General features: G+C 71.2%; 17 protein-coding genes and 1 CRISPR repeat array. Of the genes, 9 read left to right on the forward strand and 8 right to left on the reverse strand.

The genetic code is table 11. From position 1 onward, the window contains the following. Positions 1–423 precede the first annotated feature (423 nt). The 5 genes from LX15_RS09285 to LX15_RS09305 are packed head-to-tail and all read left to right on the forward strand — an operon-like array spanning position 424 to position 6,294. Positions 424–1,959 (forward strand): flavin-containing monooxygenase, encoded by a 1,536-nt coding sequence (locus LX15_RS09285; protein WP_253669228.1) that lies wholly within the window; start codon positions 424–426, stop codon positions 1,957–1,959. Next, a complete protein-coding gene (locus LX15_RS09290) occupies positions 1,952–2,887 on the forward strand; it encodes an alpha/beta fold hydrolase (RefSeq protein WP_253669110.1) in 936 nt (311 codons plus the stop codon). The genes LX15_RS09285 and LX15_RS09290 overlap by 8 nt, the downstream gene beginning before the upstream one ends. A 31-nt stretch (positions 2,888–2,918) precedes the next feature. Continuing rightward, positions 2,919–4,265, forward strand: coding sequence for a flavin monoamine oxidase family protein (locus LX15_RS09295; protein WP_253669111.1), 1,347 nt, complete (start codon positions 2,919–2,921; stop codon positions 4,263–4,265). Further along, positions 4,262–4,951, forward strand: coding sequence for a transporter (locus tag LX15_RS09300; protein WP_253669112.1), 690 nt, complete (start codon positions 4,262–4,264; stop codon positions 4,949–4,951). The genes LX15_RS09295 and LX15_RS09300 overlap by 4 nt, the downstream gene beginning before the upstream one ends. Next, a complete protein-coding gene (locus LX15_RS09305; RefSeq protein WP_253669113.1) occupies positions 4,948–6,294 on the forward strand; it encodes an NAD(P)/FAD-dependent oxidoreductase in 1,347 nt (448 codons plus the stop codon). The genes LX15_RS09300 and LX15_RS09305 overlap by 4 nt, the downstream gene beginning before the upstream one ends. 326 nt (positions 6,295–6,620) lie before the next feature. On the opposite strand, the gene LX15_RS09310 is transcribed toward LX15_RS09305, so the two are convergent. Continuing rightward, positions 6,621–7,739 (reverse strand): helix-turn-helix domain-containing protein, encoded by a 1,119-nt coding sequence (locus LX15_RS09310; RefSeq protein ID WP_253669114.1) that lies wholly within the window; start codon positions 7,737–7,739, stop codon positions 6,621–6,623. Between the two features lie 400 nt (positions 7,740–8,139). Then, a CRISPR array of direct repeats spans positions 8,140–9,022; the repeat unit is 28 nt; unit sequence GAACCATCCCCGCGTGCGCGGGGCCGAC. Between the two features lie 867 nt (positions 9,023–9,889). Next, entirely contained in the window at positions 9,890–10,714 is an 825-nt protein-coding gene (locus LX15_RS09315; protein ID WP_253669115.1) for an aldo/keto reductase, read from the reverse strand. Positions 10,715–10,834: 120 nt separating this feature from the next. On the opposite strand from LX15_RS09315, the gene LX15_RS09320 reads away from it, so the two are divergent. Beyond that, on the forward strand, positions 10,835–11,323 hold the full coding sequence (locus tag LX15_RS09320; protein WP_253669116.1) for a pyridoxamine 5'-phosphate oxidase family protein: 489 nt from the start codon (positions 10,835–10,837) through the stop codon (positions 11,321–11,323). Positions 11,324–11,405: 82 nt separating this feature from the next. Here the strand turns inward: LX15_RS09320 and LX15_RS09325 are convergent, their stop codons facing one another. The 4 genes from LX15_RS09325 to LX15_RS09340 are packed head-to-tail and all read right to left on the reverse strand — an operon-like array spanning position 11,406 to position 14,874. Then, on the reverse strand, positions 11,406–11,855 hold the full coding sequence (locus LX15_RS09325; protein ID WP_253669117.1) for an Lrp/AsnC family transcriptional regulator: 450 nt from the start codon (positions 11,853–11,855) through the stop codon (positions 11,406–11,408). Between the two features lie 10 nt (positions 11,856–11,865). Beyond that, on the reverse strand, positions 11,866–13,023 hold the full coding sequence (locus LX15_RS09330; RefSeq protein WP_253669118.1) for a M24 family metallopeptidase: 1,158 nt from the start codon (positions 13,021–13,023) through the stop codon (positions 11,866–11,868). A 10-nt stretch (positions 13,024–13,033) separates the two neighbouring features. After that, positions 13,034–14,293 carry an MFS transporter gene (locus LX15_RS09335; RefSeq protein WP_253669119.1) on the reverse strand — a complete coding sequence of 420 codons (1,260 nt, stop codon included), beginning with the start codon at positions 14,291–14,293 and terminating at the stop codon, positions 13,034–13,036. Beyond that, entirely contained in the window at positions 14,290–14,874 is a 585-nt protein-coding gene (locus LX15_RS09340) for an ArsR/SmtB family transcription factor (RefSeq protein ID WP_253669120.1), read from the reverse strand. The genes LX15_RS09335 and LX15_RS09340 overlap by 4 nt, the downstream gene beginning before the upstream one ends. Before the next feature lie 153 nt (positions 14,875–15,027). On the opposite strand from LX15_RS09340, the gene LX15_RS09345 reads away from it, so the two are divergent. Then, positions 15,028–16,002, forward strand: coding sequence for a 5'-3' exonuclease (locus LX15_RS09345; RefSeq protein ID WP_253669121.1), 975 nt, complete (start codon positions 15,028–15,030; stop codon positions 16,000–16,002). Positions 16,003–16,309: 307 nt separating this feature from the next. After that, a complete protein-coding gene (locus tag LX15_RS09350) occupies positions 16,310–17,125 on the forward strand; it encodes a 23S rRNA (adenine(2058)-N(6))-methyltransferase Erm(C) (protein WP_301304297.1) in 816 nt (271 codons plus the stop codon). An 88-nt stretch (positions 17,126–17,213) separates the two neighbouring features. On the opposite strand, the gene LX15_RS09355 is transcribed toward LX15_RS09350, so the two are convergent. Next, positions 17,214–17,576 carry a nuclear transport factor 2 family protein gene (locus LX15_RS09355; protein WP_253669123.1) on the reverse strand — a complete coding sequence of 121 codons (363 nt, stop codon included), beginning with the start codon at positions 17,574–17,576 and terminating at the stop codon, positions 17,214–17,216. Between the two features lie 152 nt (positions 17,577–17,728). Here LX15_RS09355 and LX15_RS09360 point away from each other — a divergent pair, with 152 nt between their 5' ends. Then, positions 17,729–18,568, forward strand: a complete 840-nt coding sequence (locus LX15_RS09360) for a helix-turn-helix domain-containing protein (protein ID WP_253669124.1) — start codon at positions 17,729–17,731, stop codon at positions 18,566–18,568. A 206-nt stretch (positions 18,569–18,774) separates the two neighbouring features. Here the strand turns inward: LX15_RS09360 and LX15_RS09365 are convergent, their stop codons facing one another. Then, complete coding sequence (locus tag LX15_RS09365; protein WP_253669125.1) at positions 18,775–19,773, reverse strand: LLM class flavin-dependent oxidoreductase; 999 nt, start codon at positions 19,771–19,773, stop codon at positions 18,775–18,777. Between the last annotated feature and the right edge of the window lie 43 nt (positions 19,774–19,816).

Here is a 19,816-nt window from a genome sequence, read left to right on the forward strand (position 1 = left end):
GTGGACGGTGGTCGTGGGGGAAGGCGCACGGCGCGATTGCCCAGAACGGTGCACACCCTCCGCGGCCGCGTCGCATCACTCACCAGCCCCGCTGGTGCCGCCGCGCTCACGAGCCACCGCCAGGCCCGTGATGATCACGCCGATCCCCTCGGTGCGCACGGGGCCGGCCTCGCCGAGGAACGGCGAGTTCGGTGTCGACGGTGGCGATCTCGCGGTCGCGCCCGAGCGGACCGGCACCCCGTGCTGCGCGGCGGGCGGCCGCTCGATCGTCGATGGGGGCGTGAACAGCGGCGGCGCTCGACCGGATCCGGTGCATCTTGCACCGGATCCGAGCGCAGGAGGTGCTCGCTGTCGTTGTGACCGGAGGTCATGGCTGGTGAGAGTGAAGCCACCAGCGACGGGAACAGCGAGGAGTTGCCAGCCATGCCATCTGAGGTGTTCGACGCCGTCGAGGAATTCGACGTGGTCATCATCGGAGCGGGAATCTCCGGGATCGGCGCGGCGACCTGTTTCAGCCGAGAACTCCCCGACAAGTCCCTCGTCGTGCTGGAGGGCCGCGATGACATCGGTGGCACCTGGGATCTGTTCCGTTACCCGGGCGTCCGCTCGGATTCCGACCTCCACACCTTCGGCTACGAGTTCAAGCCGTGGCGCCACGAGTCCGCGATCGCGGACGCCCACCTGATCCGGGAGTACCTCCGGGAAACAGTCGAGGAGAACGACCTGGCGCGCCTCATCAGGCTGCGCCACCGGGTCGTCAGGTCGGAATGGTCCTCTGACGACTCAAGGTGGACCCTCAGTGTCGAGGTGTCGGACCCCGCCACGGGATCGGCCAGGACCAAGACGATCCGCGCGGGATGGGTGTTCGCCGCCACCGGCTACTACAGGTACGACGAGGGGTTCTCTCCGGAGTTTCCGGGGCGCGACGACTTCGAGGGGCTTGTCGTTCATCCGCAGCACTGGCCCGAGACCCTCGACTACAGCGGCAAGAGGGTCGTCATCATCGGCAGCGGCGCGACCGCGGTCACGCTGGTGCCGGCCATGGCCACCGGGCCAGGCGCCGCCCATCACGTGACGATGGTGCAGCGCACCCCCACCTACATCATGGCGACGCCCCGCGTCGACGGCGTCGCTGTGACGCTGACGAAGCTTCTCGGAGCGCAGCGCGGGTATGCCGCAACGAGGTTCAAGAACATCTGGCTCGAACACGCGATCGTCAAGGGACTGCGGGCGTTCCCCAAGGTCGGGCGTTGGCTGATCCGGCGCCACAACATCAAGCGCCTGCCCCGGGGATTCGACGTCGACAAGCACTTCAACCCGCCGTACGACCCGTGGGACCAGCGGCTGTGCCTGGCGCCGGACGGCGACTTCTTCGCTGCGATCAAGGCCGGCGCCGCCTCCGTCGTCACGGACACGATCACGCGGTTCAGCAGACGCGGAATCGTGCTGAGCACGGGTGAGGAACTGGAAGCCGACATCATCGTGACCGCGACCGGGTTGAACGTGCGGCTCTTCGACGGAATGCCGATCGTGGTCGACGGGCGCGAGATCGACGTCGCTGACTCGGTCTGCTACCGCGGGATGCTGCTGAGCGGGATACCCAACTGGGCGATGGCGATCGGCTACACCACCTCGTCCTGGACGCTCAAGGTGAGCCTGATGTGCCGCTACTTCCTCGACCTGGTCCGGCACATGGATGCCCACGGGTACGACCGGGTGGTCCCGGTCGCGCTCCCGGGGATGCCGCGCCAGCCGGTCATGGACCTCAAGGCCGGCTACGCCAAGCGCGCCGAGAAGGTGCTGCCCAAGCAGGGGCTTGTCGCCCCGTGGCGAATGGCGATGTCCTACCCCGAGGACGCCAGGGCACTGCGTGGTCCGGTGGCCGACGAGAATCTCAAGTTCGGCTCCAGTCGGTCGGCCGCGAAGCTGCCTGACGACCGGCGGTCAACGCATGTCTGAGAGGAGCGGCGCTGAAGGCGTCGACCAGTACGCGGCCCTCCCGTCCGGGATGACGATCTGCTTCCGGGACTGGGGCGACAGGGCCGACCCCGCGATCTTGCTCATCGCCGGGCTGGGCGAGGACCTCACCTTCTGGACCGACTCGTTCGTCGGCGCACTCGTCGCCCGATCCTTTCGGGTCATCGCGATGGACAATCGTGACGTCGGCCAGTCGACGTTCGTGGCCACCCCGGCACCCCGGCTGTGGCGCCAGGTGCTCGCCCGTCCCCGCGGTGATGCCTACTCGCTGGCGGACATGGCCAACGATGGCGTCGGCGTGCTCGACCATCTCGGGATCGAGCAGGTTCACCTGGTCGGACGATCCATGGGCGGAATGATCGCGCAGACGATCGCCGCCACGGAACCTCGGCGAGTCCTGTCCCTGACCTCCATCTTCTCGACCACCGGTGCGCGGAACGTCGGCCAGCCGGCACTGTCGACGATTCGGCTCCTCGCCGCCCGACCGGCACGAACGAGAACCGCGGCGGTGTGTGCCCACCTGCGGATCACCCGGCACATCGCGGGACGGGCATACCCGATCGACGACGCGGCGGAGGCCGCCATCGCGGCGCGTGGATGGGATCGCGGCGCCGGTGACCTGGCCGCCGGCGTGGCTCGTCAGATCCAGGCGATCCAGGCCTCCGGAGACCGGACCGCCCAGCTTCGCGGGATCACAGCTCCCACCTTGGTCATCAACGGGGATCGGGACCTGATGGTGGCTCCGAGTGGGGGCGCCGCGACCGTCAAGGCGATCCGCTCGGCGCGACACGTCGTCATTCCCGGAATGGGCCATCACATTCCCGAGGCCCTGATCGACCCAATCACTCAACACATCTCGCGGCACGCGAACCGCGTGGGCAAGGGAGGAAACCATGGCGAAATCTCATGAGCGCGGCTCCACGGTCACCTCGGTCGATGTCGTGATCGTCGGTGCCGGCTTCGCCGGCCTGAGCGCCGCTGAGCGGCTCGTGAGCATGGGTGTGTCCGTGCTGGTCGTGGAAGGTCGCGACCGGGTGGGAGGCCGATCGCTCTCCGGCGAGGTGGCCGGGGTCAAGGTCGACCTCGGGGCAACGTGGGTCGCACGGCGACACACCGCGATCCGCAGCCTCGCGAGCCGAGTGGGGTGCGGTACGACCAGCCAGTTCAACCGGGGTCACAACGTCCTGTGGATGGCCGGCCGACGTCACACCTACACGGGCACTCTTCCCATGGTCTCACCGGCGGCCATGGTGGACATGGCCCGCATCCAGACGGCGCTGAACAAGTTGGTCTCGACCATCAACGTCGACGCGGCCTGGGAGTCCCCCCACGCCAGCCGGCTCGACGACATCTCGTTCGGCGAATGGCTCGACCAGAAGCACGCCCTGGGCAGCACCCGTGCGCTGATGACCATCGTCAGCAAGGTGCAGTGGGGCTGTAGCCCGGGAGACGTCTCCCTGCTTCACGCACTGCGCTACATCCGCGCGGCGGGGGGAATCGACCACATGCTCGACGTCGAGGGCGGGCAGCAACAGGACCGGATCACCGAAACCACCCAGGAGATCGCGAGGCGGCTCGCGGAGCGACTCGGGGACAGCGTGGTGGTGGGATCCCCGGTTCGCCGAATCACACAGGACGACAACGGGGTCACTGTCCGCACCGACTCGGACGCCATCAAGGCCAAGTACGTCATCGTCACCGCCGCCCCCGCGCATCGGGCCGACATCGAGTTCCAACCTGCCCTGCCGGAGAAGTCGGAGGGGCTGACGAAGACCTGGCGCATGGGTGCGCTGAGCAAGGCGTTCGTCGCCTATCACGAGCCCTTCTGGCGTGCCGACGGGCTTTCGGGTGAGGCGTTGACCGACACGGGGACCGTGTTCATCACGTTCGACGTGTCGCCCAACGACACAGGGCCGGGTGTCCTGATGGCCTTCTGCGACCCTCGCGTGTTCGACGGCTTCAGCCCCGAGAACCGACGCAGCCGCGTCATCCGACAGCTCGTCGACCTGTACGGCCCGCGGGCCAACTCCCCCATCGACTACGTCGACCACTGCTGGGGAACGGAACCGTTCGCCCCCGGCGGCCCGAATCCCGCCGTTCCCCCCTACGCGTCCGTGAGCCACGCCAGCGCCCTCACCGAGCCCCACGGGCGCGTCCACTGGGCCGGTACCGAAACCGCGGGCGAGTGGGCAGGAACCATGAACGGCGCCGTCCTGACAGGACAGCGCGCCGCCGAACGGGTCGCGGCCCTGTTGTCCCACGATGCCCGCGAGGAGCCGACACGGTGAAGGACGCGGTCTTCCTGCTGGCCGATCTCTGGATGACCGTCGTCGGCTACTTCTTCGGGTGGAGACTCATCCGGCGGTACGGCAACTACCTCCTCGGCCTCGAATGGATGATCGTCGCGATATCGGGGAGCAACTTTCTCCTCTGGTCGCTGCTCGGGGGTGACGAGGGCAGCGTCCTCTACGACGTGGCGGGCTTCTTCGACGCGTTCTCGCGGTCGGTTGGCATCACGCTGATCCTCGTCCTGGGACTGATGACCGCGACGCATCGCTACAAGCCGACCCTCGCCGTGGAGATCGGTGTCTTCGGCCTCGCCATCGCGGGCGGGCTCTACCTGGGGCAGTTCTTCGGCGAGGAACTCCACGTCATCCCCGCAACCGTCTACGTCGTGGTGAACGTGCTCACGACGCTGTTCCTCGTGTACGTGGGCAAGCGGCTCTGGGATGCCGGCGCCAGACAACTGGCGGTCGGGACGGTACTGGTCACAGGCGTGGCATCCGTCATCGCGATCACCTACGACTTCTTCCCGTTCTCCTTCGATGACGCGAACCGCACGCTCTTCTACACCGCCGCGTTGACGACGTGGGGCGCCCAGGGATTCGTCTACTTCCTCGCATACCGCGCGCTGCACAACCACAACATGACCACGCACGCACAGCCGACTCAGAAGGAGAGCGCGACATCATGAGGATCGACAACGTCGAGTACAGCACCTTCAGTGGCTGGATCGACCCGCCCGCGGACGTCGTCCCAGCGCTCGCGGGCGACCTCACGTGCGACGTCGCCGTGATCGGCGGAGGCATGGGGGGCATGGCGACGGCGCTACGGCTCGCCGAGCGCGGTCAGGACGTCGTGCTGCTGGAGGCCCAGTTCTGCGGCTACGGTTCCAGCTCCCGCAACGGAGGGCAGATCGCAAGCGTTCCGGGTGGGGACCTCCGACTGCTGGGCCTCCTCCACCCCAAGGCGCTGCCCGGCATGGTGCGGCTGGCCGAGAACTCCGCACGCTTCGTGGAAGACCTCATGAAGACCCACGACATCGAGTGTGACTACGAGCCCAACGGCCTGGCGTTGGCCGCGGTGGGGCATGGACAGATGCTCAGGATTCGTACCGTGGCCGCGATCCTCCGGCGCGCCGGCGGACATGGACATGTCGGCACGAGCGAGGAACTCGGCATTCCCCGCGGCTTCGTGGGCGGCATGCGCGAGAGCCTGGGCGGAATGTTGAATCCCGGCAAGTTGAGCCGGGGAGTGCGTCGCGCCCTGCTCTCATCGCCGGCTCGGGTGTTCGAGAAGACCAAGGTCACCGACGTCACGCGGCACGGCGGCAAGGTCGTGATCTCAACCCCCCGCGGCACCGTTCACGCCAACAAGGCGGTGCTCGCGACGAACGCCTACTCCGGGGAGTGGGACATCACCCCCAAGCGCCTCTCGGTGCCGATGTGGCTCATCGAGATGGAGACGGAGCCGATCGCCCCGGAGCGCATCGCCGCGCTGGGGTGGAGCAGCCGATCGGGGGTGATCACCCAGCACCAGATCATGGAGCACTACCGCCTCACCCCGCGCAACACCATCGTGATCGGCGTTCGACGCATCGAGCGCGGCAGGACGTACCCCCTGCCGGCGAAGGCCCCGGATCGGCAGCTCGTCGAAGAGCTTGCCGGTGCCTTCGCGACACGCTTCCCCGCCCTCGCCGACGTCGCCGTGGCGCGCGCGTGGGGCGGCTGGATCGCGATCACCTCGTCCTGGCTGTCGGTCGCCGGCCGGATCGAGGACAACATCTACTACTCGATCGCGTGCAACGGACACGGACTGGCCCAGGCTCCGTACGTCGGGTCGCTCATCGCCGACCTGATCGTGGACGGATCACGAGCCGAGGATCTTGACGGCATCTGGGCGAAGGAGCCGAAGTTCCCTCCCTTCACGATGATGGGTCCGCTCGGCCTGCGCACGGCGTGGACTGTCGACCGCTTCACCGACCTGCTCAACGGCAGTCGGCGCCGCGCCCTTCGCGCTGCCGCCCGTGTGCGCTGATCGGCCTTCGCGGGCCAGGGGCCTGACCCGTGCACGCGGGAACATCCCGTGCTCGTGACCATCACCTCAGAGCGGCCGCTGACCTGGGGCACGCGTGAGGCGTGCCCGAGGAGTGCGAAGGCTCGAACCCACGCCGGCCGTCGCGACGGCCAGAGTTCGGGGCTCGCTGACCTGCGCCTCGTCGCCGGAAGCGGCGTCTGACCGCGACAACGTCCTTCAACGTCAGACGCCGCTTCTCCTCCTTGTGCCCACCTGGTTCGGGCCAGGACGACAGCGTGGCGGCGACCAGGACCGAGGTGCGGTTCTCGACCATCCGCTGGGCGAGGTCAGTTTGGACTGGTCGCCACGATGTCAGGGGCGATGTCCAGCACGAGGAGTGCCGCCGCGACATGGGTGGGGTTGTCCTCGACCTTGACGACCGACAGCCGGTTGGCACGCGAGACCCGCCGCTCAACGGTGTTCCGGTGCGCGTAGAGGTTGGCGGCCGCCCGGGTGGTGTTGAAGCCACACTGCACGTAGGTGAGGAGTGTCTGCCGCAACACGGTGTCGGCTTCGGCCAACGGACCGAGAGTGTTGATGACGAACCGGCGTGCGCTGGCGCGATCCTTCGTGAGGGCGTCAATCAGCTCGACGTCGGCGTAGGCCGTGAAACGCCGGTCGGATCCGAGTCGGATGACCAGCGCCTGTGCCGCGAGGGCGTCCTGGTGACTGGACCTGAACCCTTCGAGTCCACGCCCAGGCCTTCCTGCCGCCGCGCGAACCTCGTCAGCCCTCGCCATGACGCCCTCGACAGGCTGTAGGTCCGGGGTGTCCGCCCCCGAGAGCCAGATCCAACGCGACGTGGCACAGGCACGGGCCACCAAGGCGCTTCGCCCCGCGGCAGCGGAGCGCACCGCCGCGATCGCTTCGTCCAGGGCGTCGACCTGCCGAGGGCTGTCGACCCACAAGACGAGACCCACGTGCCACCGCGCCATGCGGTAGCGCAGGCGCACCTCAGCGACATCCTCCGCCACCGGCGCTCCGCTGGCGATCAGTTGGATCAGCGCGATCGCCTCGGCATCCGCGTTACCCGTCGCAGCGACAAGGCGGGCCTCGCGCAGCGCCGAAATCGAGTCGAGGGCGTACTGCACCATCGACTTCGCCGACACGTCCAGGACCTCCACAAGGAGGTCGGGGTCCGCACAGTGCGCGACGCATTCCTTCAGCCATCGGCGCCAGCAGATCCCGAGTGCCACCCGCCAGCCCCCAGCGAGATCAGGCGCGATGCCACGGGGAACGAGATCGCCGAGGTACGCCGTCGTCCTCGGGCCGACGTAGGGCTCCACCCGTCGCCCCGGTCGCTGGATGTTCGAGGTCAGCCACTGGACCACGTCGGAGCGGTTCACGTGCCGGTCCTCCTCGACCAGCGATGCGTCCGAGAGCAGGGCGGGATCCTTCTGAGCCACGAGAGTGGGTCCTGCGAGGGCGTCGGTCAAGGAGTCTGCCTCCGTCAAGAGGCGCTGGCACAGTGACCGGATCACATCAGCGACCTCGATGGTGGGCGGGGGCCAGAGCTCTTCCATATCTGGGAGTCTGCCTTGATCCTGAGGAGGCGGTACACCCGTGTTGATGTTCGGGGCCAGGTGGCGCGTGCTGCCGGGTGTCCCCGCCGGTGGCCGGTGTTGTCGGGATGGGGTCCAGCCACATCACGCCGGGCGCGTCGGCGCGGGCGCGGTGGTCGGCCAGCAGCGCGGCCACGCGGGTTTCGCCCTCGCCCAGCACCAGGGCTTCCCAGCGGACCGTGCGCGGGTCGGTGGGGATCTCGGTGGGCATGCCGGGATGTCCATGTCACGGCCCGGCCAGCTCGAACCATCCCCGCGTGCGCGGAGCCGACAACCCCGGGGCGCGGGGACTGTCCACTGTGGAGGAACCATCCCCGCGTGGGCGGGGCCGACTGCCCAACACCGCGATGGCCGCGATCCGCTTGCGAACCATCCCCGCGTGCGCGGGGCCGACGAGTTCGGGCAGGCCGTCGTCGTCGGTGTCCGGGAACCATCCCCGCGTGCGCGGGGCCGACCCCAGATCACGGCATCCCGGCTGCGTCACCTCCGAACCATCCCCGCGTGCGCGGGGCCGACGGCAGCCGCGATCCGCACACCATGAGCAGCCAGGAACCATCCCCGCGTGCGCGGGGCCGACCCCAGATCACGGCATCCCGGCTGCGTCACCTCCGAACCATCCCCGCGTGCGCGGGGCCGACCGCACCATCTGCTGGTAGCGAGGGCGGCCGGCGGAACCATCCCCGCGTGCGCGGGGCCGACCGGTCGAAATGTCGCCCCGCCGCTATCTGCACAGAACCATCCCCGCGTGCGCGGGGCCGACAGGGACGGGTACCTGGCACCGGACCTCTCTCTCGAACCATCCCCGCGTGCGCGGGGCCGACGGGCCTCCTCGCGGGCCTGCGCCCGCCGCATCGCGAACCATCCCCGCGTGCGCGGGGCCGACGACGGCACCAGGCGCGAGGTGCCGGGCGCCTTGGAACCATCCCCGCGTGCGCGGGGCCGACCGCGACGCGCTGGGCAAGGCCGGCATCCCGCCGGAACCATCCCCGCGTGCGCGGGGCCGACGAGGCCCAAGCCGGCGGCGGTCTCAGCGCGCGGGAACCATCCCCGCGTGCGCGGGGCCGACCTCCCGGAGGGCCCCTGACCCGCCGCTGCTCTGGAACCATCCCCGCGTGCGCGGGGCCGACACTTCCTGACCTGGTGTTCTATCCAGCCAAGGCACGGGTTTTGACCATTTGCTCTTGCCATCCATGGGACGGGCGGGGACTGTACGTCACTCCATGATCGCGCCATGGCGGATGCGCTCGACAGCACCCCTACGCCGTGCCGGCTCGTATCGCCGACAGCCTGAAAGACCCGCAGAGCAACACGGGGCAGGCGTGCACCGACATCGCCGCCCGACACTGGCCCATCACACCCGTTCCCCACGGCACAGAGAACAACGACTTCATGGAACGTCGCCGGGGCGGTCAAGGAAGTGACCAGCACCCTCAACGCTCTGGCCACCAGGAAGGTCAGCGACATCAACGCCCCGGTCACGCGTTCGGCCACGACCACCCTCGAAGTGACGGTCGCGGACTTCCGAGGCCACCAGGGATGTCGCCGCCCGCATCGGCAGGCATCGACGTCGCCCTGACCACTGTCAGCGTCGCCGGCGATGGCTGGTTGTGGACCTCGACGACACCGGGTCGGGGTGGTGGCGGGTGTCCCGTTCAACGCGGTCTCAACTGCGGGTGTGGTGGTCGGCACCCGGGGTCAACGCGGCGGCGATCGGCGACCTGACGCGCCACGCCGCCACCGACAACAAGTGGATCGGACTCACCCCCACGTGTGCGGGGAGGACTTCTACGCGGTGCTGCTGGCGCGGCTCCTGGGCGACTCACCCCCGCGTGTGCGGGGAGGACCCTTCACGACCTGGGCTAACACCAGGGCGTTACCGATTCTTGATCTCGGGTGGGGCGGAACAGGGTCATCGCTTCATGAAACATCATCGGTCGAGGCTCTGGGTGTGGGAAGGCCCGAGGGCGGCCGACGGAGATCAGGGATCGGAGAGATCAGCGGGCGAGGCGGTGGATGAGATCCCACTGCTGGCGGGTCAGGGGCGGGGCCGCGCCGGCGGCGGCGTTGGCGGCGACGTGCCGTGGGCTGCTGGTGGCCGGGATCGCGGCGGTGACATGGGGCGTGGACAGCGTCCAGCGCAACAGTGCCTCGGCCCACGTGGCGCACCCGGTGGCGGTGAGGTCTTCGGGCGCGGGGCCGGGCAGCAGCTCGCCCTCGGCGAAGGGGCGCATGGCCAGCACGCCCAGCCCCAGTTCGCCGGCCAGCGGCAACACCTCGGCGATGACGGCGTGTTCCAGAGGGTTCACCGGCACCTGGATGACGTCGACCATGCCCGAGCGCATCGCCTCCACCAGGTCGTCGCGGGAGCCGGAGCCGGGCATGTGGTGGTCCCGGCGGTAGGTGACCCCGACCAGGCCGACGTCTCCCGCCTCCCGGCGTTCGACCAGCCAGGGCAGGTGCTCACGCCAGCCGATGAGGTTGTGCACCTGGATCAGGTCGACGTGACCGCCGAACCGGTGGAGCTGCCGGTCGAGTTGCGCGCGTCCCTCCGCGACGTCCTCGCTCCAGATCTTGGTGGCGAGGAATGCCTCCGGCTGTCGGTCGCCCAGGGCGGTGGCCAGCGCTTCTTCGGCGCGCCCGTAGACGGAGGCGGTGTCGAACAGCCGCACGCCGCAGGCCAGCGCCGACGCGACGACCTCGTCCGCCACGTGCTGCTGGTCCTCGGGAAGGTCGAACCGCCGCCACGTGCCCAGGCCGACGCGGGGAACGAGCGGTCCGCGACGCCCCAACCGGCGCGGTCCGGGCTCCTGCCCGCTCACACCGCCATCCCCCGCTCGACGAGGGCCGACCCGCGGTGACCGAGATCGACGGTGAACGAACTGACCTCAGAGGTGAACACGGGTCATGATCTCCTGGATCGCGTCCATCAAACTGTGGGTATGACCACAGGCTCGTTCGCCGACCTGCGCGACGACTTCCTCCGGTTGACCACCGAGATCGCCTGGTGCACCGTGGCGACGGTCGACCGGCTCGGCCGGCCCCGCACCCGCATCCTGCACCCGATCTGGGAAGTCCCCGGCGGGCAGCCCGTCGGCTGGGTCCTCACCACCAAGACCCCGGTCAAGGCCGCCCACGTGGCGGCGAACCCCTACGTGTCCTGCTCCTACTGGTCGCCCGCCCACGACACCGTCTTCGTGGACTGCCGCGCGAGCTGGGTGGAGGAGGTCGAGGTCAAGCAGCGGGTGTGGGACATGTTCCGCGAGGCGCCGCAGCCGCTGGGCTACGACCCGGGCCAGACGCTGAGCATGGCCGTCGACGACCCCGCCCTCGTGCTGCTCCGCCTCGACCCGTGGCGCGTGCACGTCCGGGTGTTCGCCGACCTGACCACCCGCTCGTCCGGCCGCATCTGGCGTTCCTCCCGTTCCTGACACGCCCGGTCCCCCGCCCCGCGACACGCGCGCGACAGGGGACCGGGCGTCAGGACAGGACCAGGGAGGACCGGGACGGGACTCAGACGGCCGGTGGCCGGTCCTCGTAGGGCGTCGACAGCACCACGGTCGTCCGCGTGGACACGTTCGCCGCCTCCCGGATCTGCCGCAGCAGGTCCTCCAGCCCCGACGGCGAGGCCACCCGCACCCGCAGGATGTAGGACTCGTCGCCGGCCACGGAGTAGCACGCCTCGATCTGCGGCAGGTGCTCCAGCCGCTGCGGGTAGTCGTCCGGCGCGGCCGGGTCGATCGGTGTCAGCGAGATGAAGGCGGTCAGCCCCAGCCCGATCTGGTCACCGTCCAGCCGGGCCGCGTACCCCCTCACCACGCCGCGCTGCTCCAACCGGCGCACCCGCTGGTGCACGGCGGACACGCTCAACCCGACCCGTTCGGCCAACTCCGTGTAACTGACGCGGCCGTCCGACGCCAGCTCCCGCAGAATCGCCCGGTCGATGGGCTCAAGCTGGTTCACCCCGAACTCCTCACGCGGGCAGCGACACCAGGTCCCGCGTCGTGTTGTTCAACCGCTCCACGCCGTCCTCGGTGACGACGACGATGTCCTCGATCCGGGCGCCCCACCGGCCGGGCAGGTAGATGCCCGGCTCCACGCTGAACGCCATGCCCGGCTCCAGCACCAGGTCGTTGCCGGCCACGATGTAGGGCTCCTCGTGCACGTCCAGGCCGATGCCGTGACCGGTGCGGTGCACGAAGTACTCCCCGAACCCGGCGTCGGCGATCACCGAGCGGGCCGCCGCGTCGATCTGCTCGGCGGTCACGCCGGGGCGCACCGCGGCCACGGCCGCCTCCTGCGCGGCCTGGAGCACCGCGTAGGTCGCGCGGACGTCGTCGAACGCCGGCTCGCCGATCACATAGGTGCGGGTGCAGTCGGAGTTGTAGCCCTCGGCCACCGGGCCGCCGATGTCGACCACCACGACGTCGCCCACCTCGATCCGGCGGTCCGACAGGTCGTGGTGCGGGCTCGCGCCGTTCGGGCCGGAGCCCACGATCACGAACGCGGCCTCGGTGTGGCCCTCGGCCACGATCGCCTCGGCGATGTCCGCGCCCACCTCGGCCTCGGTGCGGCCCGGCCGCAGCCACTCCGCGATCCGCGTGTGCACGCGGTCGATCGCCTCGCCGGCCTTGCGCAGCCCCGCGATCTCCGCCGCGTCCTTGCGCATCCGCAGCTCCCGGATCACCGGGCCGGCGAGCACCTGGTGCGCGCCGGACACCGCGTCGCGCAGGCGCAGGGCGTGCAGCGCCGGCATCATGTCGGCCACCGCGAGCTGGCGCGGGGTGGCGCCGCCGCGCCGCAGCAGGGTGTTGATGATCTGGTACGGGTCCTCGCCGTCCACCCAGGTCACGACCTCCACGCCGAGCGCGTCGGTCGGCACGTGGGCGTAGCCGGGCTCCTCCAGCTTGGGCAGCACCAGGGCCGGCGCGCCCGAGGCGCCGGCCGCCGGCAGCACCAGGCAGGACAGTCGCTCGAACGACTCCCCGCCCACGCCCAGCAGGTACCGCAGGTCGGAGCCGGGGGTCACCAGCAGCGCGTCCAGATCGGCGTTCGCGGCGGCGGCGCCGGCGCGGTCGAGCCGGGCGCGCAACACCTCGGGGTCCAGTGCGGGAGTGGTCGTCGTCGACATGGCGCTGAGCCTAATCCGCCGCCACCGCCGCCGCGTCCGCCCGGGGGCGGGCCGGCGCGCCCTTCGCCGGCTCCCCGAGCCGCCGCCACACGGGGAAGACCAGCGGGCACAGCGTGACCAGCAGGTAGACCACGCCGTACACCACGAACGCCCACCGCACGCCCAGCCCGTCCGCCGTCGCGCCGGCCATCAGCACACCGACGGGCGTCCCGGCCAGCGACGCCGCCACGATCACCCCGTAGACCCGGCTCCGCAGCTCCTCCGGCACGCGCCGCAACTCCGCGACGGCCAGCAGGGGGTTGAGGGTGCCCGCCGCGATCCCCGTGCCGAGCATCACGGCGACCAGCCACGGGACGCCCGGGTCGACCGCGAGCGTGAGCAGGCGGGGAGCGCCGGTCAGGAAGAACGCCACGGTGTACAGCGGCCACATCGGCAGGCGTGGCCCCAACCAGCCGTAGAGCACGCCGCCGAGCAGGGCACCCGCGCCGAACGCGCTCAACAGCGCCCCGAGCGCCAGCGGGCTGTGCAGGACCCGTTCCGCGTACACCGGGAGCAGCACGGACGCGATGCCCGCGTCGAGCGCGTTGGTGGCCATGACCATGAGCACGATCGCGAGGATCAGCCGGTCCTTGAGCAGGTACCGCGCCCCGTCGCGGAGCTGACGCAGGTAGCCCTCGCCCGTCGCGTGGTCCTGCCTCTCCCGCACGGGGCGGGTCAGCGTCCCCACCAGCGCGGCGGACAGCACGAAGCTCACCGCGTCCATGAGCAGGACCCACGCGGGGTCGACGAAGCCGATCAACGCGCCGGCCAGCGGCGCGCCGAGCATGTACCCGCCGCGCGACACCGCCTCGTAGGCCCCGGACGCCCTGGCCAGGCTCGTCCCGGCGTGCTCGACCAGGCGGGGCAGCAGCGCGTGCCGGGCGCTCGCCCCCGGCCCCTTGACCACGCCGAGCGCCCCGGCCAGGGCGGCGAGCAGGCCCACGGAGTGGCCGGTGGCGGCCTGGGCCAGCGGCATCAACGCCACCGCGACCGCGCCCAACAGATCCGACACCACGCTCGCCCGCCGCCAGCCGAGGCGGTCGACCACCGGGCCGGCCAGCGCCGACGCCAGGCCCAGCCCGGCGGTCTCGGCGGCGGCCACCACGGCGGCGCTGCCCGCGCTGCCCGTGGCGCGCAGCACGAACAACGGGACGGCCACCAACGTCATGGAGGTGCCGACGATCGAGATCGCGTTGGCCGTCAGCACCGCGAGCAGAGGAAGGCGTCTCACTCCCCGTCCTCCCGCGAGGGGCGCGGGAACGCCTGGAGCTGCACGACCACCGGGCGGTCACCCGCCCTCCGCTCCCTGCGGTACCGCTCCACGACCGCCTGGATCTCGTCGTTGAGCGCGCGCAGCTCGCCGGGAGTCAGGTGCAGTGCCCAGTCCGACAGCGAGGACGCCGCGTCCCACTCCTCGCCGAGGTCAGCGCGGCGGGACAGGAAGTCGGCGACGCGGCTCGTGCTGAGGTCGAGCACGCTGCGCAGGACGATGTCCAGCGCCCCCTCGGCTTCCGGAACCGCCCGCAGGTCGGGCGTGCGGATGCGGAGGGTCTCCTGGGCGGCGCGCCACCAGCGCTCGCGGCGGGTGCCGCGCTCCCTGTCCTCCTCGATGAAGCCGTGCTCCGCGAGCTGGCGCAGGTGCCAACTGGTGGTGCCCGAACTCTCGCCGAGCCGGACGGCGAGGCCGCTCGCGGTGGCCGGGCCGTCGGCCCGCAGCAGCTCCAGGATGCGGACGCGGAGCGGGTGCGCGAGACCGCGCAGGCTGCGCGCGTCGAGTGTCCGCTCGACGCGCTGGTCTGGTTCCTCGGTCACGGCGGCGACCCTAGATCACCAAGGAACCTTTGCAAAGTGTTCTTGGCAAAGCCTTCTCGACACCCGCTGACCACGGGGAGCGGCAGGAAAAACTTTGATCAACACTGAAAGCATTCCGCCCACAGGCGAGAGCGAGCGAGGGTCGGCGGCGGGATGTCGGCTCCTCCTGGCAGGCTGTCGGCCGTGACCGCTCCCCTGGTGCTGCTGGACGCCGCGAGCCTGTACTTCCGGGCGTACTTCGCCCTGCCGGAGTCGATGACCGCGCCGGACGGCACCCCGGTCAACGCCGTACGCGGCTACGCCGACATGGTCGCCAAGATCATCACCGACCTGCGGCCCCGCCGGCTGGTCTCCTGTCTGGACGCCGACTGGCGGCCCGCCTTCCGGGTCGAGGCCCTGCCCTCCTACAAGGCGCACCGGGTCGCCGACCCCGAGGCGAACGCCGAGGAGGTGCCGGACACCCTCACCCCGCAGGTGCCGGTGATCATGGAGCTGCTCGACGCGGTGGGCCTGGCCACGGCCGAGGCCGAGGGGTTCGAGGCCGACGACGTGATCGGCACGCTGGCCCACCGGGAGCGGACCGACCCGGTCGTGGTGGTCACCGGCGACCGCGACCTGTTCCAGGTGGTGCGGGACGAGCCGACGCCGGTGCGGGTGCTCTACGCCGGCAGGGGCCTGGGCAGGGCGGAGCTGGTCGGCCCCGCCGAGCTGGCCGCCCGCTACGACCTGCCCGAGCGGAACGCGGGCCAGGCCTACGCGGAGATGGCCGTGCTGCGCGGCGACCCGTCGGACGGCCTGCCCGGCGTGGCCGGGATCGGGGAGAAGACGGCCGCCCGGCTCGTGCGCGAGTTCGGATCGCTGGACGCCCTGCTCGCCGCCGCCCACGACCCCGTCGACACGCGCCTCAAGCCAGCCGCCCGCGCGAAGCTCGTGGCGGCGCGGGAGTACCTGGAGGCGGCTCCGGCCGTCGTCCGGGTGGTCACGGACGCGCCGGTGCGCCAGGACCGGGCCAGCGACGCGGTGCCGGCCGGCCCGGTCGACCGGGAACGGGCGGTCGCGCTGCGGGACCGCTGGAACCTCGGCAGCACCGTGGACCGGCTGCTCGCCGCCCTCGACCTGCCGCGCTGACAGCCGGCGGTCACGCGACCCGCGCCTGAAGCCAGGCGCGGGGAATTCGGTTGGGCACTCCCCCACGGCCTGTCTACGGTCAGCGGCATGGCCGCGTGCGCGTGTCTCTTCTTCGCCTACTTCCGCATCCGCCTCTGAGCGCGACGGCGTGATCTCCACGGCGTGACCTCCACGGTCACTGGCACGCCGTCGCCCCGTCGTGCCCGTCTCCCGGCCATCACCGGCCATCACCGGTCGTCGCCGGACACCACGGGCATGGCGCATCAGGACTCCCTGGCCCTTCCTCAGAGTCTGGATGTGATGGCGCATGCCAGCGCGTGCTTCCGCGCCCAACCACCACGGAACCCATTTCCTCCGTTCCCCCGCGGTCGCCGCGGACCTCGTCCGGTCCTCCGGCGTGGGACGCGACGACCTCGTCCTCGACCTCGGCGCCGGAGCCGGCGCGATCACCGCGCCGCTCGCCGCGACCGGCGCGCGGGTGCTGGCGGTCGAACGGAACGCGAGGTTCGTCGACCGCCTCTCCGAACGGTTCGCCGACACGGGCAACGTCCGCGTGATCCACGCCGACGTGCGGACCGTTCCGCTTCCCCGTCGTCCCTACCGGGTCGTGGCGAACATCCCGTTCGCGCTCTCCACGGCCCTGCTGCGGCGACTGCTCCAGTCCCCCACGACCCGGATGGCCGGCGCGGACCTGGTCGTGGAGTGGGGGTTCGCCCGGCGGATGACCCGCCCCAGCCCCCGTGACCTGGAGACGGCGTGGTGGGCGTCCCGCTTCCACCTCACACTGCGCCAGCGCGTCTCCCGGACGTGTTTCACCCCACCGCCCACAGTGGACGCCGCGCACCTGTCGATCCGTCCCCGGCCCGGGGTCGGGCCACGGGTGTCCGCCTCGCTGTGGTGGCTGCTCGGAGCCGCCTACTCCAGTCCACACAGGACGGTTCAGGCGCTGGTCGCCGACGTGAGCGGGCTGCGCCGGGTGCGCGGCGCGCTGGGGGCGGCCGGGGTCGGGGCGGGGACACCCGCCGCACAGGTCACAGTGGACCAGTGGGCCGCGATCGCGCGGAACCTGGCCGAGGCCCCGGTGTCCTGGCCGGCGCTTCCCCGAAGTCTGTCCCGGGTGTAGCCACCGTCCCTCGGGACAACGTCACGACGCCGAGGGGCCGGACCACGGGTGTGGTCCGGCTCCCTCGGTGCGGCTGTGCTCGGTGCGCTCAGGCGGGAACCTTGTCCAGGAACCCGTGCACGGTGCGCAGCCGGCCGTCCTCGGCCAGCACCGCCACGTCGAAGCCCACCACGACGGCCTCGCCGTCGCCCTCGGCCAGCTCCCAGGTGAAGCGGGCGAGGTGGTGGTGGGCGTCGACCGCCCCGCCGAGCCGGAACGAGAGCCCGGGGAACTGCTGTCGCACGGCCGCGATGGTGGCGTCGATCGCGTCGCGGCCCTCGGCGACGACCATCGGGTCGACGTAGCTGGCGTCCTCGGTCCAGATGGCGTCGATCGCCGCGCGGCGACGGGCCGGGTCCTGCTCGTTCCAGGTGGCGATGTACCGCTCGACCAGCTCCTGAACGTCGCTCATGACGTGTTCCTCCCACAGGGTCGGGACGGGTGGCGCCCTGGCCGGTCCGTGCCGGCCGGGCTGACGAGAACGATCGTGCGGGGTGGACGGTCACCACGTCGATTACCTCGAAGGTAATGGCGGGGGCGCAGGCGCTCGCCTAGCGTCGGGCCGTGGCAACCAACACGCGGACGACGGCACGGCGCGCCGAGGCCGCCCCCTCGCACCAGCGCCCGGTCGGGGAGCTGATCCGGGAGTGGCGGCAACGGCGTCGGCTGAGCCAGCTCGAACTGTCCCTCCAGGCCGAGATCTCCACCCGGCACCTGAGCTTCCTGGAGACCGGGCGGTCCCGGCCGACCAGCGAGATGATCCTGCGGATCACCGAGCGGCTCGACGTGCCCCTGCGGGAGCGCAACCGCATGCTCCTGGCCGGGGGCCACGCGCCGGTCTACCCCGAACGCGGCATGGAGGCCCCGGAGATGGACGCGGTGCGGGCGGCGCTCCGGCAGGTGCTCGGCGGGCACGAGCCGTACCCGGCGGTGGTCGTGGACCAGGGCTGGACGATGATCGACGCCAATGCCGGCCTCGCGCTGTTCACCGAGGGCGTGGCTCCGGAGCTGCTCGCCCCGCCGGTCAACGTGATGCGGCTGAGCCTGCACCCGGACGGGGTGGCTCCCCGCATCGCGAACCTCGGCGAGTGGCGGGCGCACCTGCTCGGCCGCCTCCGCCGCCAGATCGCGGTCACCGGGGACGCCCGGTTGTCCGCCCTGTACGAGGAGCTGCGGTCCTACCCCTGCGACCAGCCGGAACCCGAGATGGAGCTGCCCGGTCCCGGCGAGGTCGTGGTGCCGCTGCACTTCCGGCACGGCGGCCAGGAGCTGGTGTTCCTCAGCATCACGGCGGTCTTCGGCACCCCGTTGGACGTGACGGTCTCCGAGCTGGCGATCGAGTCGTTCTTCCCGGCCAACCCGGAGACCGGCGCGGCCCTCCGCGCGTGGTTCGGCGACAAGTGACCGCATGCTGACACACCGTCACCGCATGGCGAGAAGGCCAGTTTTGTCCTGAGTAGACAGTCGCTTGTGGATTGGACGGGAACGGACCAGATCCCCCGTCCCGCACATCCGTGAGGCGAACGTCGGCTCCCTCCCTGCCAACCCGAGTTCCCGCGGTGGCCCGCCACACGTCTCGTGGCGGGCCACCAGGTCACCAGGAACGCCGTTCACCTGGCGCGGAGCGCGGCGGCGATCCGCCCGGCCGCCTCCACTGCCCCCTCCTCCGGCTCGCCCAGCAGGGGCAGGAGCACCACGGACTCGCTGCCGGCCGCGTGCAGCGCACGCACCCGCTCGACACACCGGTCGAGGTCGCCGCAGACGCTGAGGTGGTCGATCCACTCAGGACGCAGGCGGGCGGCCAGCTCCTCGGTGGTCGCGCTGCTCTCGACCACGGCCGACAGCTCCGCGCCGAACGGCAGCGGGGACAGGTGCGGCAGCGATCCCGGCGTCAGTGAGGAGGCCACGGTCAGGCGCGCCCGCTCCCGCGCGCGGTCCCGGTCGTCGTCCAGCGCCAACCAGTTGTAGGTGACCACCGAGTGCCGTTCCGGCGCGCCCGGCGTGGCGCGGCCCCGCTCGATCACCTCACGGGCGGCGCGCACGTACTCGGGCGCGGCGGGTTCGGCGAGGATGGTCCCGTCGGCGGCGGCCCCGGAGACCGCCAGGGACTTCGGGCGGCGGACGCCGGCCAGCACCGGGGGCGCCATGGCGGGCGGGAACTCCAGCTCGACCTCGTCCAGGTGGACGTGCCGCCCGGCCATCGACACCCGCTCGCCGGCCAGCAGCCGGCGAACCGCGACCAGCGTCTCCTCCAGCGCGGCCAACGGCGACGAGGGATACGCGCCGATCTGCCGCATCCAGGAGGCGACGCCGTGTCCGAACGCGGCGACCAGGCGGCCGGGGTGCAGCGCGGCGAGCGCGGCGAGTTCCATGGCCGCGATGGCGGGGTTGCGGGCGACCACGGGCAACACCCCGATGCCGACGGTGACCGTCCGCGTGGCCGCCAGAACGGTCGCGGCGGTGGCGACGCCGCCCGCGTAGAAGCAGTCCTCAACCACCCACACCTCGTCCAGCCCCGCCTCCTCCGCCTGGCGCGCCAGGCCCGTCAGCCGGGCGGCGGGAAGCTCGCGGGGGATCCTGACGGCGACACGGGACGTGGTCTCGGGCATGGCTCCTCCTCCGTCTGGCGCGACCGGAGCCACTCATGATCGA

This window comes from Streptoalloteichus tenebrarius (assembly GCF_024171885.1).
In the GTDB taxonomy this organism is placed as follows: Bacteria; Actinomycetota; Actinomycetes; order Mycobacteriales; family Pseudonocardiaceae; genus Streptoalloteichus; species Streptoalloteichus tenebrarius.

Excerpts from the sequence above, each read along its gene's own strand:
- LX15_RS09285 (WP_253669228.1), top strand. The coding sequence starts at position 424 with ATGCCATCTGAGGTGTTCGACGCCGTCGAGGAATTCGACGTGGTCATC.
- LX15_RS09330 (WP_253669118.1), bottom strand. The coding sequence starts at position 13,023 with ATGTCGACGACGACCACTCCCGCACTGGACCCCGAGGTGTTGCGCGCC.
- LX15_RS09350 (WP_301304297.1), top strand. The coding sequence starts at position 16,310 with ATGCCAGCGCGTGCTTCCGCGCCCAACCACCACGGAACCCATTTCCTC.
- LX15_RS09305 (WP_253669113.1), top strand. The coding sequence starts at position 4,948 with ATGAGGATCGACAACGTCGAGTACAGCACCTTCAGTGGCTGGATCGAC.
- LX15_RS09365 (WP_253669125.1), bottom strand. The coding sequence starts at position 19,773 with ATGCCCGAGACCACGTCCCGTGTCGCCGTCAGGATCCCCCGCGAGCTT.
- LX15_RS09320 (WP_253669116.1), top strand. The coding sequence starts at position 10,835 with ATGACCACAGGCTCGTTCGCCGACCTGCGCGACGACTTCCTCCGGTTG.
- LX15_RS09355 (WP_253669123.1), bottom strand. The coding sequence starts at position 17,576 with ATGAGCGACGTTCAGGAGCTGGTCGAGCGGTACATCGCCACCTGGAAC.
- LX15_RS09290 (WP_253669110.1), top strand. The coding sequence starts at position 1,952 with ATGTCTGAGAGGAGCGGCGCTGAAGGCGTCGACCAGTACGCGGCCCTC.
- LX15_RS09345 (WP_253669121.1), top strand. The coding sequence starts at position 15,028 with ATGTCGGCTCCTCCTGGCAGGCTGTCGGCCGTGACCGCTCCCCTGGTG.